We start from the raw sequence: 15,925 nt of genomic DNA, 5'->3' as shown, positions 1-15,925 counted from the left end.
GCCACGCACGGGGTTGATCGACACCGGACCCACCTCTCCCGCAGCGTGACGCACCGATTGTCTCGCGCGCGAATTCCCGAGAGCGGTATTGGTAGTATATCATGAGGCTCGGCGCGGTCGCTGTGCGGCGGGGTCGGGGCAGCGTTGCGTCCCGGTCCCGGTTCGGCGGTTGCCTTGACCGTCTCCGAGCCGGCCGCTAGCTTGCCGACGCCTTCCGCTTCATCTCCAGGAAAACTGAGCGCTCCATGTCCACCGCCGCGACGGCGCATCCGCCGAGCTTTCAGGCTCTGATTTTTCGATTGCAGTCCTACTGGGCCGATCAGGGCTGCGTGATTCTCCAGCCCTACGATCTTGAGGTCGGCGCGGGCACGTTCCATCCGGCCACGACCCTGCGCGCGCTGGGGCCGGAGCCTTGGAGCGCCGCCTACGCGCAGCCCACCCGCCGGCCGACGGACGGCCGCTATGGTGAAAACCCGAACCGGCTGCAGCACTACTATCAGTTCCAGGTCATCATGAAGCCGTCACCGGCCGATGCGCAGGCGCTGTATCTGGGCAGCCTGCGGGTGCTGGGCATCGATCCGTTGAAGCACGATATCCGCTTCGTCGAGGACGACTGGGAGAGCCCAACCCTGGGTGCCTGGGGCCTCGGCTGGGAGGTTTGGTGCGACGGCATGGAGGTGTCGCAGTTCACCTACTTCCAGCAGGTCGGTGGGTTCGACTGCGACCCGGTGTCGCTGGAGCTGACCTATGGGCTGGAGCGGCTGGCCATGTATGTGCAGGGGGTCGAGAACGTCTACGACCTGGATTTCAACGGTGCGGGCGTGAAATACGGCGACGTCTTCCTCCAGGCGGAGCGGGAATATTCCGCCCACAACTTCGAGGTCGCCGACACGGAGGCCTTGTTCCGGCATTTCGAGGATGCAGAGAAGGAATGCGCCCGCCTGCTCGACGCCAAGCTGGCGCTGCCGGCCTATGACCAGTGTCTGAAGGCGTCGCACCGCTTCAATCTGCTGGACGCGCGCGGCGTGATCTCCGTGACCGAGCGCGCCGCCTATATCGGCCGGGTACGGGCGCTGGCCAAGGGATGCGCGGCGGGTTGGCTGGCCAGTCGTGGCCATCTGCCAGCGGGTGCCTCCGTCGGCGTGGCGGAGGGCTGAGCCATGGCGGAACTGCTGATCGAACTTCTGTCGGAAGAGATCCCGGCCCGCATGCAAAGGCGGGCCGCCGACGATCTTCGCCGCCTCGTGACCGAGGGGCTGAAAAAGGCCGGACTGGCGTTCGAGACGGCGCAGGCGTTCTGCACGCCGCGCCGGTTGGCCCTGGCCATCGACGGTTTGCCGCTGGCCCAGCCGGACACGCGCGAGGAGCGTAAGGGGCCGAAGGCTGACGCGCCCGAAAAGGCGATCCAGGGCTTCCTGGGGTCGGTCGGGCTGACCCTCGACCAGGTGGAGCGGCGGGAGACGCCGAAGGGGCCCGTCCTGTTCGCGGTGATCGAGCACAAGGGGCGCCCAACGGCGGACGTCCTGCCCGCCCTGATCTATGACGCCATCGTCGCCATGCCCTGGCCCAAGTCCATGCGCTGGTCGGCCAACGGCTTCGCCTGGGTGCGGCCGCTGCACAGCATCGTCGCGGTGTTCGACGGGGCGCCGCTGACCGGCGGGCTGGCGTTGGGCGCGACGCCCGGAGCCCGGTCCGACGGCACCGGCCCGGCCGTGTCGGCGAGCTTCGTGCCCGATCCGGCGCAGGCGCCTGACGGCATCACGGTCCTGCCGTACGGGGCCGAGACGCGGGGGCATCGCTTCCTTGCGCCGGCCTCGTTTGCCGTGCGGACTTTCAAGGACTATTGCACCGGGCTCGGCGATGCCTGCGTCATGCTGGAGACAGAGCAGCGCGCCGCGGTGATCGAGGAGCGCGCTGCGGCCTTGGCCGCGGCCGAGGGCCTGCGCGTGAAACCGGATCCGGGCCTGCTCGACGAGGTGGCGGGTCTGGTGGAATGGCCCGAGGTGCTGATGGGCCGAATCGATGACGCGTTCATGGATGTGCCGCCGGAGGTCCTGACCACCACCATGCGCGGCCATCAGAAGTATTTCAGCCTGGAGACGGCGGAGGGAGCCCTGGCGCCCCGCTTCATCGTCGTCGCCAACACGCGCGCGGACGACGGCGGTGCCCGGATCGTGGCCGGCAACGAGCGCGTTCTAAGGGCACGTCTGTCCGACGCGCGATTCTTCTGGGACCAGGACCGCAAGACGCCGCTGGCCGAGCGCGTGGAGCAGTTGCGGACGCGGGTGTTTCATGCGCGACTGGGCACCGATCACGACAAGATGGAGCGGATGCGGGCCGTCGCGGCTCATCTGGCGGGTGTGGTTCCGGGCGCGGATGCGGACCTGTGCGACCGGGCGGTGCGCCTGTGCAAGGCGGACTTGACCACCGGCATGGTCGGTGAATTTCCGGAATTGCAAGGGGTTATGGGCCGATATTACGCGCGCCACGACGGCGAGCGCGGCCCCGTGGCCGAGGCGGTGGCCGATCATTACTCGCCGCTGGGGCCGTCGGATCGATGCCCGCGCGACCCGGTGTCGATCGTGGTTGCGCTGGCCGACAAGATTGACACACTGGTTGGTTTCTGGATGATCGACGAGAAACCAACGGGATCGCGCGACCCCTTTGCGTTGCGGCGCGCGGCGCTCGGTGTGATCCGTCTGGTGGTGGAAAACGGGCTGCGTCTTCCTTTGCTGGCGGCCTTCGGGGCCTCCCGCACCGCGTATATTCGCCAGGCGCAGGAGCGCGTCCGGGCTGAGCAGGACACGGGAGCGGCCGCGACGACCGCCTCCGCTGAAATGGACCGCAACTGGTCCGAAACCGCGTTGGACGACCTGCTGGCGTTCTTCGCGGACCGCCTGAAAGTGCACCTCAGGGATCGGGGGGTTCGGCATGACCTGATCGCTGCGGTGTTTGCGCTTGGGGACGAGGACGACTTGGTTCGTCTGCTGGCCCGGGTCGACGCATTGGCCCGGTTCGTGGACAGTGATGACGGAGCAAACCTGCTGACGGCCTATCGGCGGGCGGCGAATATCGTCCGGATCGAGGAACGAAAGGACGTCGTCCAGTACGCCGAACAGGACGTGGCGGCCGATCTACTGAACACGGACGAAGAAACGTCTCTGTTCTCGGCCTTGTCCGACACGGATGCCCGCACGGGGCGGGCGGTGGAGGCCGAGCGGTTCGAGGAGGCCATGGCGGCGCTGGCCGCGTTGCGTGCGCCCGTGGATGCCTTCTTTGACACCGTGACCGTCAACGCCGACGATCCGTCTCTTCGCCGCAACCGCCTGCGCCTGCTGTCACGCATTGAACTGGCCATGAGCACTGTGGCCGATTTCTCAAAAATCGAAGGGTGAGGGAACATGTCGAAGTGGGTCTACTTCTTCGGTGACGGCCAGGCCGAGGGTCGTGCCGACATGAAAAACCTGTTGGGTGGCAAGGGTGCCAACCTGGCGGAAATGAGCTCCCTTGGTGTTCCCGTTCCGGCGGGCTTCACCATTACGACGGAGCTGTGCACCTACTACTACGACAACAACGAAACCTATCCCGACGACCTCAAGGGTCAGGTCATGGAGGCGCTCGCCCGGATCGAGACGATCATGGGCGCCAAGTTCGGGGATGCGCAGAATCCGCTTCTGGTCTCGGTGCGCTCGGGCGCCCGGACCTCCATGCCGGGCATGATGGACACCGTCCTGAACCTCGGCCTCAACGACACCACGGTGCAGGGCTTGATCGCGCTGTCCGGGGACGCCCGGTTCGCCTATGACAGTTACCGCCGCTTCGTCACCATGTACTCCGACGTGGTGCTGGGCGTGGACCACTATCACTTCGAGGAAATCCTGGAGGCCCTGAAGGAAGACAAGGGTTACCGCCTCGACACGGATGTGACCGCCGAGGACTGGAAGCATCTGGTCGGCGTCTACAAGGAAAAGGTCCTTGAGCAGCTCGGCAGTGCCTTCCCCGAGGACCCGATCGACCAGTTGTGGGGCGCGGTCGGCGCGGTGTTCGGAAGCTGGATGAACCAGCGCGCAAAGACCTACCGGCGCCTGCATCATATTCCCGAGCACTGGGGGACGGCTGTCAACGTCCAGGCCATGGTGTTCGGCAACATGGGCAACGATTCCGCCACCGGCGTGTGCTTCACCCGCGATCCCTCGACCGGTGAGAACGTGTTCTACGGTGAGTATCTCGTCAACGCGCAGGGCGAGGACGTGGTGGCCGGGATCCGGACGCCGCAGAACATCTCCATTGCCGGCAAGGAGAAGAACCAGTCGGATCTGCCGGCCATGGAAGAGACCATGCCGGTGATCTACAAGGAACTTGTCGCTATTCGCGACCGCCTTGAAAAGCATTACAAAGACATGCAGGACATGGAGTTCACCATCCAGAAGGATAAGCTCTGGATGCTCCAGACCCGCAACGGCAAGCGCACCGCCGCCGCCGCGCTCAAGGTCGCGGTGGACATGTGCAACGAGGGCCTGATCGACAAGGAAACGGCCATTCTGCGTGTGCAGCCGGAACAGCTCGATCAGCTCCTGCATCCGATGCTCGACCCGAACGCCGCGCGCGACCTGCTGGCGCGTGGTCTGCCGGCGTCGCCCGGCGCGGCCTCGGGTCAGGTGGTGTTCACCGCCGACGAGGCGGAAGCCTGGGCGCAGAAGGGCCACAAGGTCGTTCTGGTGCGCGTGGAGACCTCGCCCGAGGACATCGGCGGCATGCATGTCTCCCAGGGCATTCTGACCACGCGCGGCGGCATGACCAGCCACGCCGCCGTGGTTGCCCGTGGCATGGGTGTGCCCTGCGTGGCCGGGGCCGGTGACATCCGGGTGGACTACAACGCCAAGACCATGACCGTGCGCGGCACCGTCGTCCGTGAGGGCGACGTCATCACCCTGGACGGCGCCAAGGGCGAGGTGTTCCTGGGCGAGGTGCCGACGCTGCAGCCGGAGCTGAGCGGCGATTTCGCCGACCTGATGGAATGGGCCGACGCGGTGCGGCGCATGAAGGTGCGCGCCAACGCCGAGACGGCCGAGGACTGCACCACGGCGCGCAAGTTCGGCGCCGAGGGCGTGGGTCTGTGCCGGACCGAGCACATGTTCTTCGATCCGAAGCGCATCATCCATATCCGTCAGATGATCCTGGCCGAGGACGAGGCGGGCCGGCGGGCGGCGCTGGAGCACCTCCTGCCGTACCAGCGCCAGGACTTCGTCGAGGTGTTCCGCATCATGCAGGGGCTGCCGGTGACCGTGCGTCTGCTGGACCCGCCGCTGCATGAGTTCCTGCCGCATTCCGAGGCGGAGATCGCCGATGTCGCGGCGGCCGCCAAGGCCGATCCGGCCCTGGTGAAGAGCCGGGTGACGATGCTTCAGGAAGCGAACCCGATGCTTGGCCATCGCGGGTGCCGCCTGGGGATCACCTATCCCGAGGTCTACGAGATGCAGGCCCGCGCCATTTTCGAGGCGGCGCTGGAAGTCTCCGAGACCGCTGGGACCACGGTGTTGCCCGAGGTTATGATCCCGCTGGTCGGTTCGGTGAAAGAACTGGAGCCGATGCGCGCGCTGGTCGATCGCGTCGCGCAGGAAACCTTTGCCCTCAAGGGCAAGGAGATCGCCTATCACGTCGGGACCATGATCGAGCTGCCCCGCGCGTGCCTCCAGGCCGGGAAGATCGCGGAGCACGCCGAGTTCTTCAGCTTCGGCACCAATGACCTGACGCAGACGACCCTGGGCATGTCGCGCGATGACTCCGGGCCGTTCCTCGACGTCTATGGCCAGAAGGGCATCTACGCGCGCGATCCGTTCCAGAGCATCGATGTGGACGGCGTCGGTGAGATGGTGCAGATCGCGGCGGAACGCGGCCGGGCAACCCGGTCGGATATCAAGCTCGGCATCTGTGGCGAGCACGGCGGCGATCCGGATTCGATTCACTTCTGTGAACAGGTCGGGCTGGCGTACGTGTCGTGCTCGCCGTACCGCGTGCCGATCGCCCGCTTGGCGGCGGCGCAGTCCGTGCTCCTGAAGGGGAAGGGGGCCGAAGTGGATCGCTAGAGCCGATCGTGATCGATCTGGCTCACCTCGTGTTTCAGATCGATCACGTGAATCGGCTCTAAATCAAAGAGTTTGGGCGGATCCACGCCTCGCATACGCTCCTTGCTATTGGGCCAAATGCGAGGCGATCCGCCCACGCCGGTCCACGCTGGTATCGGCGTCGTATACGCGGGAACGCGGGGCGGGCGGCAAGTGTCGCCCGCCCCGTTTTGCTGTCAGCCGGTCCGCGCGCGAATTTGCCTGAGGCCGCTTTTCAGGACGTCTGGGCAGAACAGACCCATCACCGCCAGCAGGGATCCCGTCGTGATGAACAGGGTCAGTCGGTTTGCGCCCAGGAGGGGGAGGGCCATCGCTGCCACGGCGAGCCCGGCGCCCAGGATGAGAGGGATTCGTGCGCGCCACAGTGCGGCGCCGAGGTGCAGGCGGCGGGTGACCAGCACGGCGGAGACGATGAACGTCACGACTTCGCCGACCAGACCAACGGCGATCACGTCCCAGACCGATCCGCCGAGCGCAGCCACGACGAACAGCAGCGGCAGGAACAGGGCGCGCACGACGTTGGACATCAACACGTAGGTGGTTCGCCCCCGGGCCAGAAGAATCGACACAAAGCCTTGCCGAGCCAGACGGACCCCGAACATGGTGGCCAGCGGTACCAGGAAGGGCACGGCGCCGGCGAAGCTGGGGCCAAACCCCAGCAGGAATACGGGCGGCCCCAGAACCGCAAAGCCCACGATATTCAGGCCCCCCATCAGCAGCATGGCCTGCACGGCTATGGTGGCTTGACGGGAAAATGCGTCTGGATTGTCCCGCTGGCGCGACAGCAGCGGGTTGAAGAAGCTGGCGCTGATGCGGGACGCGAGCAGATAGGGCACCATCATCAGGTTGACGGCGGCCGTGAACAGGCCCAGGTCGTGGGCCGTGAACTGGGTGGCGATCGCGACGCGATCGCCTTGTGCGATGAAGAACATCATCAGGCCGCTGAGGGTCAGCGGCGCCCCGAAGGCGAGGGCGCGCCGTAGGACCGCGCCATCCCAGGCGAGGCGGAACGGGCGATCCGAGATCGCCAGGCTGACGCCGCTCCGGACCAGATTCTCGACCACCAGGATCACCAGAATCACGCGGTAGTCTTCGAGGAGAAGGGCCATCGGCGCGACCACGACAAGCGTCGCCACAAGACTGGCGACCAGCGCCGTCATCTCCTTGCCGAACCGCATATCGCGCTGCTGGCACACGACGGCGACGTTATAGAGGCCGCGAATCAAGGGAATGACGGCGAAGAGTTGGTAGGCCCAGATGAGGTCCGGCTGGTTGAACAGGTCCGCGATCACCCCGGCCAGCACGAACAGCACCGCCGACATCACGATCGCCCGCAACACCATCAGGGCCTGAATGGTGGCGACGAAGCGCGGACTCGCGCCGTCGCGGTCCTGCACGATCAACCGGTCAAGCGCGAGGTCGGTCAGCAGTTCGATGAAGCTAAGGACGATCAGGAAGGTTCCGGCGATGCCGTAGTCCTCCACCCCGATCAGGCGCGCCAGGATGATGTTGCGCAGAAAGCGAAGGATCGCTTCGGAGGCCCGCCCCCCCACCAGAACCAGACTGCTCTTCAGCATCGTGTGGACGGCCTTTTCAATTGGATCGCCACCGTGTGGCCTCAGGGTGGTGGTCGTCGCGGAACCGCACGAAGGTGCGCGGCCGGCCGTTTACTACCGGCAGGCCGCAGCGAGGTCCATCACGTGCTGCCGCAAGGCGGCGTTCAGAGCGTCATAGGCGGGCGCGGTCAGGTGCAGCGTGTCCCGCCGGAACGGCGACTCCACACGGCCCTCCGGCGCCAGGAGGGCTGCTGCGTCGAGCACCGCGGTTCCGGAGGGGCCGCCGGCGGCGCGCAGACGCGCGTTCACGTGCTCGACCATCCCGAACACCGACGAATCCCAGACCAGCCACCGGGCCAGTGAGGGGTGGCTCGGCGGCACGATCGTGGTGGGGACAAGGCAGATGCCGGCCCCTTCGGCGGCGGCGTGCATGGCCGCGAAGGCGCGGCTTACCGCGTCGACAACGGCGGCGCGTGCGTCGGCCGGCATCAGGGAGGCCGCGACAAGATCGTTGATGCCGGCCTGGACCACGATGATATCGGCTCCGGCGCCCAGGCCGTCGCGGGAAAAGCGCCGTGCGAGTTGGACTGCCGTTTCCCCGGGAAGCCCGCGTTCCATGACGGGAAGGTCCGTGGGCAGATAGGGCTTCCAGTGGGCCACCCGCGAGTCGCCGATCAGCAGGACGCGGGGGCCCGATCTGTCCGGCCAGCCCTCGTCGAAGCTGCGGGCAATCGGACCCCGTTCCGCCCGTGCCTGCGCCAGTTTGGTGTCGATGTACTCGCTCCGCACCGTCCAGGCCACGCCGCCCAGCACGGCCGCCAGGACCAGGCTCCCGATCAGACCCCAGACCACGAGGCGATGCCGGGCTGTCATGATCGCGATTGGTTACGTGCGGCCGCGACCGCTTGGACCGTCTCGTGGCGTTCCACCAGAACACCGCGCTCGCGGGTGCGGATGCCCGACTTGACCACACGGGCGGGATTGCCGGCGACCACCGAATGGGAGGGCACATCCTTGGTGACGACCGACCCCGACCCGACGATGCACTCATCCCCGATCCGGATGCCGGGCATGATGATCGCGTTCGCGCCAATAAAGCAGTTGCGGCCGATGTAGGTGTCGCAATGCACCAGCCGCGACAGGTCATGCGCCAGGATCACGGCGCCAAAGGCCATGTACGTTCCGGCATCGACATGCACTCCGCGCGGATTGGTGAAGTCCAAGCGGGCCTTCAACGAGAATTTGCAGGTGGGGTGCAGGTCCATCTTGAGGATTTTGCGATAGTACCACCGCCTGAACGTGATGCGGCTGTCGCGGAACATCAGGATCAAGCGGCGCACAGGGCCGCGCCGCCGCCCCAGATACGCACGCGAAACCGCACCGCCGCCCGCCGACGGGGCCGGCTCCGCCCCGTCACCGTTGCGTGGTTCCGGCGCGGCCGCATCCGCACCCTCCGTCGCGCCTGTCGTCATCGGGGCACGCCTCATTCTTAGGTCGTCGGACCGGAGGCGCTCACCATCCGCACCGCTCGGGGCAGCGCCCCGGGGCACACGGCCGAGCACGGTCCACAGAGGGGCTGATCGTGTCATGAAGGTCGCGACGGTGTCCAGCGTTCCGCCGGATCGGCTCCGCCGCGTCCGTATTCGGGGCCTTCGTCCGCCGCCCCTCCGCCGGACCGCAATATCAAAATCTTACCCAACGACGTCAAATCTGTCCGTAGCCCGGGATCGGGGTCCGCGACTACCGTCTGACCATCGAACGCAAGGCCAAGAAGGGGCGGGCGGTGGTCATGAAGCGGGTCCTGATTGTGACAGGCGATTTCGCCGAGGACTATGAAGTCATGGTCCCTCTGCAGGCCCTCCAAATGCTTGGGTTCGTCACCGACTTGGTGTGTCCTGGAAAGCAGGCTGGCGCGTTCATCAAAACCGCCGTCCACGACTTCGAGGACGACCAGACATACACGGAAAAGCCCGGCCATCGTATCCGGTTGACCGGCTCTTTCGTGCATGTGGAGCCGGACGCGTATGCGGGCTTGTACCTGCCTGGGGGGCGTGCCCCCGAATACCTGCGACTGAATGCCGAGGTGTGCGCGCTGGCGCGCCACTTCGTGACCGCCGCCCGGCCGGTGGCCGCGATCTGCCATGGCGCGCAGATCCTGACGGCCGCCGACGTGGTGCGCGGCCGGACCCTCACGGCGTACCCGGCCTTGCGCCCGGACGTCGAGATGGCCGGCGGAACGTTTGTTGACGTTCCCCCCGACGAGTCCGTCCTGGACGGCGCGCTTGCGACGTCTCCGGCGTGGCCCGGGCATCCCGCGCTGCTGCGCGCGTTTGTCCGGTTGCTGGGCCCGCCCGATGGGGAACGTGTCCTGTCCTGATGAAGGTCACCGGAATTTCCGCCTCCCGGCAAACACGGAACGGGGGTGCGACACTGTGGAGGATGTCATGATTGAGAAGGGCTTTTCCAAGCCGACCGATCGGGTCATGCGGCTGAAGGCTCAGATTATCAACGCCATGCCGCACGTCGAGTCCGAGCGCGCGGTGCTGGTGACGGAGGCCTACAAGGAGACCGAAGGCCTGCCCGCCATCCTGCGGCGTGCCAAGGTGGCCGAAAAGGTCTTCAACAATCTGCCGGTGACCATCCGCGACGACGAGCTGATCGTCGGCGCCATCACCAAGAACCCGCGCTCCACCGAAATCTGCCCCGAATTCTCGTTCGACTGGGTCGAAAAGGAATTCGAGACGATGGCCACCCGCGTGGCCGATCCGTTCGTGATCCCGAAGGACACCGCCGCCGAACTGCACGAGGTCTTCAAGTACTGGCCGGGCAAGACAACCAGTGAACTGGCGTCGTCCTACATGTCGCCCGAGTGCAGGGACGCCCAGTCCAACGGTGTATTCACGGTCGGAAACTACTACTTCGGTGGTGTCGGTCACGTCTGCGTCGACTACGGCAAGGTCCTGACCAAGGGCTTCCGGGGCATCATCGCCGACGTCGTGCAGGCCATGGAGGCCATGGACCTCAATGACCCCTCCTACATCAAGAAGCAGCAGTTCTATAACGCGCTGATCATTACCTACACGGCCGGCATCAACTTCGCTCATCGCTACGCCGCCAAGGCGCAGGAACTGGCGCAGGCTGAGAGCAACCCCAGCCGCAAGGCCGAGCTGGAGCAGATCGCCAAGAACTGCGCGCGCGTCCCCGAATTCCCGGCCACGACGTTCTGGGAAGCCTGCCAGGCGTTCTGGTTCGTCCAGTCCATGCTGCAGATCGAATCCTCGGGTCACTCGATCTCCCCGGGGCGCTTTGACCAGTACATGTATCCGTTCCTTAAGGCGGACACGACCATCTCGCGCAACTTCGCGCAGGAACTGGTCGACTGCATCTGGATCAAGCTGAACGACGTCAACAAGACCCGTGACGAAGTCTCCGCGCAGGCGTTCGCCGGCTATGCCGTGTTCCAGAACCTGTGCGTCGGTGGTCAGACCGAAGACGGCCTCGATGCCACCAACGACGTGTCGTACATGTGCATGGACGCGACCGCTCATGTGCAGTTGCCGGCGCCGTCGTTCTCGATCCGCGTCTGGCAGGGCACGCCCGATACCTTCCTCCTGCGCGCCGCTGAAGTGGTCCGTCTCGGCCTCGGCGTGCCGGCCATGTACAACGACGAAGTCATCATCCCGGCGCTGCAGAATCGCGGTGTATCGCTGAAGGATGCCCGCGACTACGGCATCGTCGGCTGCGTGGAGCCGCAGTCCATCCACCGCACCGAGGGCTGGCACGACGCCGCGTTCTTCAACGTGGCCAAGGTCTTCGAAATCACCATGAATGGTGGTCGCGTTGGCGACAAGCAGCTTGGCCCCAAGACCGGCGAGTTCACCTCCTTCCGCTCGATGGATGACTTCTACGCCGCGTTCCAGGCGCAGATGACGTACTTCGTTCGCCTGCTGGTCGAAGCCGACAACTGCGTCGACTACGCTCACGCCGAACGCGCCCCGCTGCCGTTCCTGTCCGCTCTGGTCGATGACTGCATCGGTCGCGGCAAGTCGGTCCAGGAAGGGGGTGCCCTCTACAACTTCACCGGCCCGCAGGCCTTCGGTGTCGCGGATACCGGTGACTCCGTCTACGCCATCCAGAAGCACGTCTTCGAGGACAAGAAGCTCTCGTTGGCCGAACTGAAGGAAGCGTTGGACGCCAACTTCGGTCTGCCCAACGGGCAGAGTGCCTCGCCGGCCGCCGGCGAAGTCACCGAGGATCAGGTGTACGAAGCCGTCCGCAAGGTGCTCGCCAGCGCCAACTCGCTGGATGTCAACGCCCTGAAGTCGCAGGTCTATCAGTCGCTGAGCGGCGGCGCGGCGGCCCCGGCCAGCAGCGGAGGCATGACGCAGTACGACGCCGTACGGCGCCTGCTCGACAGCACCCCGGCCTTCGGCAACGACATCGACGAGGTTGATCTGGTCGCCCGCAAGTGCGCGCTGATCTACTGCAAGGAAGTCGAGAAGTACACCAACCCGCGTGGTGGTCAGTTCCAGGCCGGTATTTACCCGGTGTCGGCCAACGTTCTGTTCGGTAAGGACGTTTCCGCTCTCCCGAACGGTCGTCCCGCCAAGGCCCCGCTGGCCGACGGCGTGTCGCCCCGCCAGGGCAAGGACACCAAGGGTCCCAGCGCCGCGGCGAATTCGGTGGCCAAGCTCGACCACTTCATCGCCTCCAACGGCACGCTGTACAACCAGAAGTTCTTGCCGTCGTCGCTTGCCGGGGATAGCGGTCTTCAGAACTTCAGTGCCTTGATCCGCAGCTACTTCGATCACAAGGGCATGCACGTTCAGTTCAACGTGATCGACCGGGACACCCTGCTGGCCGCCCAGAAGGACCCCGAGAAGTACAAGGATCTCGTCGTGCGCGTCGCCGGCTACAGCGCCCAGTTCGTGGTGCTCGCCAAGGAAGTGCAGGACGACATCATCAGCCGCACCGAGCAGACGCTCTGACGTGGCGTAGGGGGCTCGGCCCGTACGCGGGCTGGTCCCCAGGACGGGACAGGCGCCGGACCGGATACAGGTCCGGGGTGGGGCATCGGAAATCCCAAGCTCGGGATCCGGACCGGCGCCTTTCAACGACAGACGCGGAACAGACGAGGGCGTCATGAGCGGACTGAAGCGTTTCAACCTCAAGACCGAGATCGTGTTCGGTGCCAATGTGACCGAGCGGCTTCGGGACTTCGAGGGCCGGCGGGTCGGTCTCATCACCGATGCGATGATGGCCAAGGTCGGGATCGTGGAGCGCTTCCGTGCCAGTCTGCCGGCCTGCACCGTGGCGGTGTACGACAGTGTGTTGCCGGACTCGCCCCGATCGCAGGTTGCCGAGGCATCTGCTCGGATGGCTGATTTTGGACCGGATGTGCTGGTCGCCCTCGGGGGCGGGTCGGTGATCGACGCCGCCAAAGCCATCGTGGCTACGGTGCGTGCGTTGGTCCCGGATCACCCCATTCCCCTGGTGGCGGTGCCCACCACGAGCGGTACGGGGTCGGAAGTGACCTCGTGGGCGGTGATCTCGGAGCCGGAGAAGGGCATCAAGTATCCCCTGATCTCGGACGAGATCATTCCGGATATCGCCTTGCTGGATCCGGAGCTTGTGCGCTCCGTGCCGCCCGCCGTCACGGCCGACACCGGCATGGACGTGCTCACCCACGCGATCGAAGCCTTCGTGTCCGTCGGGGCCACCGACTACACGGATGCCTTCGCGGAAAAGGCCGTCAGTCTGGCGGTGACTCATCTGCCGACGGCCTATGCCACCGGCGATGACATGACGGCCCGAACCGCCATGCACCACGCGTCGTGCATGGCGGGGATCGCCTTCGCCAACGCGGGTTTGGGTCTGAACCACGCGATCGCCCATTCGATCGGTGGCCGGCTGCACCTGCCGCACGGTCGGATCAACGCCATGCTGCTGCCGGCGGTTATCGCCTGCAACGCGGGCGTCCGGCCGGGCGATGCGGCGCCGTTCCCGACGGCGGCCCGGTATGCCGCGCTGGCGCAGCGCGTCGGGCTCGATGCGCCTAACGATCGGGCGGGCGCCCGCGCCCTGGCCCGGCACCTCGCCCAGATGAACGCGCGCATGAATGTGCCCGCGACACTGCGGGCGGCCGGTGTGGACATGGCGGCCTATGCCGCCGCCGAGGCGGACCTGGTGCGGCTGGCTCTGGCCGACAAGAGCCTGGCGACCAATCCGCGCACGGTCTCCGCCGACGATGTTCTGACCGTGCTGCGCGCGGTGGCCGGGTGATCGCCGGACCGACAGCCCTTTTCTGAACCGTGGCGGGTCTCGGCGACACACGATCGGCCCGCAGCAGAACGATCTAGGGAGTAAGTGATGCAACAGGAAGCCTTGGGCATGGTGGAGACCAAAGGCCTGACCGGCGCCATCGAGGCCGCCGATGCCATGGTCAAGTCCGCCAATGTGGCCCTGGTCGGCTACGAGAAGATCGGGTCCGGCCTTGTGACCGTCATGGTGCGCGGGGACGTGGGCGCCGTGAAGGCGGCGACCGACGCCGGCGCCGTGGCCGCCGAGAAGGTCGGGCAGGTCATGTCCCTCCATGTGATCCCGCGCCCCCACAGCGAGGTCGAGCGCATCCTCCCCAACACGCAGACCGGAACGGTGGCCGGCTAAGCGGCCGCATCAGTACAGGAGTGACCGACAGTGAAAGACGATCTGGTCGAACGGATCATGGGTGAAGTGATCCGCAAGATGGGTGGCTCGGAAACCGAGAGTCCGGCCGCCGCCGCCCCCGCCGCTCCGGCCCCTGCGCCGGCACCGGCCGCCCTGCCCAAGAAGGCCTGCGCGCTGACGGAATATGTCGGCACCGCCATCGGCAACACCATTGGCCTCGTGATCGCCAATGTGGACGCCGAGTTGCACAAGCAGATGGGCATTGATCCGAAGTACCGCTCCATCGGCATCGTCGGGGCGCGCACCGGAGCCGGTCCGCACATCTTCGCCGCCGACGAGGCCGTCAAGGCCACGAACAGCGAAGTGCTGGTCATCGAACTGCCCCGCGACACCGAGGGTGGTGGCGGCCATGGCTCCCTGATCATCTTCGGCGCCGAGGACGTCTCCGACGCCCGCCGCGCGGTCGAAGTGACCCTGCAGTACCTGGACCAGACCTTCGGCGACGTCTACGGCACGGCCGCCGGGCACCTGGAGTTCCAGTACACCGCCCGCGCCAGCTTCGCGCTGAACAAGGCGTTCGGGGCCCCGATCGGGCAGTCCTTCGCCATCACCGTGGGCGCCCCGGCGGCCATCGGTGTGGTCCTGGCCGATACGGCTGCCAAGGCCGCGACCGTGGATCCGATTGCGTACTCCTCCCCGGCCAAGGGCACGAGCTTTAGCAACGAGGTCATCTTCGCGTTCAGCGGGGACTCCGGTGCTGTCCGTCAGGCCGTGATCGCGGCGCGCGACGTCGGCAAGCAGTTGCTGGGCGCGTTGAGCGGCGAGGAGCCGAAGTCCTCCACGACCCCGTACATCTGAGTCTAAAGGAGGATCGTCATGGCGCACCCGAGTCTCGGTCTGATTGAGACGATCGGTCTGGCCGCCGCCATCGAGGCCGCGGATGCCGCGGTCAAATCCGCCAACGTCACGCTGGTGGGATACGAGCTGACCAAAGGCGATGGCATGACGATCGTCAAGGTTCAGGGGGACGTCGGGGCCGTCAAGGCCGCCATCGCGGCGGCCCAGGCGGCGGCGGCCCGGATCAACACCGTCGTGTCGACGCGGGTCATCGCCCGCCCGTCCGACGGGATCCAGGGGCTCGTCGTCACCCCGGAAACGGTCGGCGCGCAGCAACCCGCGCCTCCGGCTCAGGCCCCGGCATTCCGGGACGATGCCCCGGCCCCGGCCGCCCCGCCTGCCCAGGTGGCGGCGGACCCGGCGCCGGAACCGGCATCGGACCCGGCTCCGGAATCGGCTGCGGAGGTCACTCCGGTGGACACGCCGGCGCCTGAGCCGACCGAGCCCTCGGCGGCTTCGACCGATACGGCAGCGTCAGACGCGGACGGGCCGTCCGAGCCGGCGAGCCCGAAGGACGAGCCAACGAAACAAGCGGGCGCATCCAAGGCACCCGATCCGACGCCCTCCCGCCCGGCCAAGGCGGGACCCGTGTCCAACCGCCCGAACCGGGCGGACGGCCGGAACCATGGCGGGCATCACACGAAATCCAAACCCAGGCCCAAGGCCTGAACAGGAGTAACA

12 protein-coding genes are annotated in these 15,925 nt (G+C 66.4%); 9 read left to right on the top strand and 3 right to left on the bottom strand.

Annotated features, from left to right (window positions below):
- Window positions 1-245 precede the first annotated feature (245 nt).
- Genes GGD82_RS03135 through ppdK form a run of 3 tightly spaced genes read left to right on the top strand, consistent with a single transcriptional unit; the run spans window position 246 to window position 6,086 of the window.
- Window positions 246-1,157 carry a glycine--tRNA ligase subunit alpha gene (locus GGD82_RS03135; RefSeq protein ID WP_150061060.1) on the top strand — a complete coding sequence of 304 codons (912 nt, stop codon included), beginning with the start codon at window positions 246-248 and terminating at the stop codon, window positions 1,155-1,157.
- Window positions 1,158-1,160: 3 nt separating this feature from the next.
- A complete protein-coding gene (gene glyS, locus GGD82_RS03130; protein WP_150061061.1) occupies window positions 1,161-3,395 on the top strand; it encodes a glycine--tRNA ligase subunit beta in 2,235 nt (744 codons plus the stop codon).
- Window positions 3,396-3,401: 6 nt separating this feature from the next.
- On the top strand, window positions 3,402-6,086 hold the full coding sequence (gene ppdK, locus GGD82_RS03125; protein ID WP_150061062.1) for a pyruvate, phosphate dikinase: 2,685 nt from the start codon (window positions 3,402-3,404) through the stop codon (window positions 6,084-6,086).
- Window positions 6,087-6,301: 215 nt separating this feature from the next.
- Here ppdK and GGD82_RS03120 read toward each other — a convergent pair whose 3' ends face one another.
- The 3 genes from GGD82_RS03120 to GGD82_RS03110 all read right to left on the bottom strand — a co-directional run bounded on the left by GGD82_RS03120 (window position 6,302) and on the right by GGD82_RS03110 (window position 9,153).
- Window positions 6,302-7,702 carry an oligosaccharide flippase family protein gene (locus tag GGD82_RS03120; RefSeq protein WP_150061063.1) on the bottom strand — a complete coding sequence of 467 codons (1,401 nt, stop codon included), beginning with the start codon at window positions 7,700-7,702 and terminating at the stop codon, window positions 6,302-6,304.
- Window positions 7,703-7,795: 93 nt separating this feature from the next.
- The gene (locus tag GGD82_RS03115; protein ID WP_150061064.1) at window positions 7,796-8,554 is read right to left on the bottom strand and encodes a GDSL-type esterase/lipase family protein; all 759 of its coding nucleotides are present in this window, start codon (window positions 8,552-8,554) and stop codon (window positions 7,796-7,798) included.
- Complete coding sequence (locus tag GGD82_RS03110) at window positions 8,551-9,153, bottom strand: acyltransferase (protein WP_260178207.1); 603 nt, start codon at window positions 9,151-9,153, stop codon at window positions 8,551-8,553. Before GGD82_RS03110 ends, GGD82_RS03115 begins: the two co-directional genes overlap by 4 nt.
- Window positions 9,154-9,470: 317 nt before the next feature.
- Between GGD82_RS03110 and GGD82_RS03105 the strand changes: the two genes are divergently transcribed.
- The 6 genes from GGD82_RS03105 (at window position 9,471) to GGD82_RS21680 (ending at window position 15,913) form a co-directional block, all read left to right on the top strand.
- Window positions 9,471-10,058, top strand: a complete 588-nt coding sequence (locus tag GGD82_RS03105) for a DJ-1/PfpI family protein (protein ID WP_170284148.1) — start codon at window positions 9,471-9,473, stop codon at window positions 10,056-10,058.
- Between the two features lie 67 nt (window positions 10,059-10,125).
- Window positions 10,126-12,669, top strand: a complete 2,544-nt coding sequence (locus GGD82_RS03100) for a glycyl radical protein (protein ID WP_150061066.1) — start codon at window positions 10,126-10,128, stop codon at window positions 12,667-12,669.
- Window positions 12,670-12,823: 154 nt separating this feature from the next.
- A complete protein-coding gene (locus tag GGD82_RS03095) occupies window positions 12,824-13,963 on the top strand; it encodes a 1-propanol dehydrogenase PduQ (protein ID WP_150061067.1) in 1,140 nt (379 codons plus the stop codon).
- Between the two features lie 87 nt (window positions 13,964-14,050).
- Window positions 14,051-14,347, top strand: coding sequence for a propanediol utilization microcompartment protein PduA (gene pduA / locus GGD82_RS03090; RefSeq protein ID WP_150061068.1), 297 nt, complete (start codon window positions 14,051-14,053; stop codon window positions 14,345-14,347).
- Window positions 14,348-14,377: 30 nt separating this feature from the next.
- Complete coding sequence (gene pduB, locus GGD82_RS03085; protein WP_150061069.1) at window positions 14,378-15,205, top strand: propanediol utilization microcompartment protein PduB; 828 nt, start codon at window positions 14,378-14,380, stop codon at window positions 15,203-15,205.
- 18 nt (window positions 15,206-15,223) lie between these two features.
- Window positions 15,224-15,913 carry a BMC domain-containing protein gene (locus GGD82_RS21680; protein WP_150061070.1) on the top strand — a complete coding sequence of 230 codons (690 nt, stop codon included), beginning with the start codon at window positions 15,224-15,226 and terminating at the stop codon, window positions 15,911-15,913.
- Window positions 15,914-15,925: the final 12 nt, after the last annotated feature.

The sequence above is a fragment of the Roseospira marina genome (genome assembly GCF_014197855.1).
Taxonomy (GTDB): Bacteria; Pseudomonadota; Alphaproteobacteria; order Rhodospirillales; family Rhodospirillaceae; genus Rhodospira; species Rhodospira marina.
Note: the sequence above shows the minus strand (reverse complement) of the source record. Positions and strands in the feature narration are given on the sequence as shown.

Bases quoted from the DNA above. Each gene is read 5' to 3' on its own strand.
- GGD82_RS03135 (WP_150061060.1), top strand. From the start codon at position 246: ATGTCCACCGCCGCGACGGCGCATCCGCCGAGCTTTCAGGCTCTGATT.
- glyS (WP_150061061.1), top strand. From the start codon at position 1,161: ATGGCGGAACTGCTGATCGAACTTCTGTCGGAAGAGATCCCGGCCCGC.
- ppdK (WP_150061062.1), top strand. From the start codon at position 3,402: ATGTCGAAGTGGGTCTACTTCTTCGGTGACGGCCAGGCCGAGGGTCGT.
- GGD82_RS03120 (WP_150061063.1), bottom strand. From the start codon at position 7,702: ATGCTGAAGAGCAGTCTGGTTCTGGTGGGGGGGCGGGCCTCCGAAGCG.
- GGD82_RS03115 (WP_150061064.1), bottom strand. From the start codon at position 8,554: ATGACAGCCCGGCATCGCCTCGTGGTCTGGGGTCTGATCGGGAGCCTG.
- GGD82_RS03110 (WP_260178207.1), bottom strand. From the start codon at position 9,153: ATGACGACAGGCGCGACGGAGGGTGCGGATGCGGCCGCGCCGGAACCA.
- GGD82_RS03105 (WP_170284148.1), top strand. From the start codon at position 9,471: ATGAAGCGGGTCCTGATTGTGACAGGCGATTTCGCCGAGGACTATGAA.
- GGD82_RS03100 (WP_150061066.1), top strand. From the start codon at position 10,126: ATGATTGAGAAGGGCTTTTCCAAGCCGACCGATCGGGTCATGCGGCTG.
- GGD82_RS03095 (WP_150061067.1), top strand. From the start codon at position 12,824: ATGAGCGGACTGAAGCGTTTCAACCTCAAGACCGAGATCGTGTTCGGT.
- pduA (WP_150061068.1), top strand. From the start codon at position 14,051: ATGCAACAGGAAGCCTTGGGCATGGTGGAGACCAAAGGCCTGACCGGC.
- GGD82_RS21680 (WP_150061070.1), top strand. From the start codon at position 15,224: ATGGCGCACCCGAGTCTCGGTCTGATTGAGACGATCGGTCTGGCCGCC.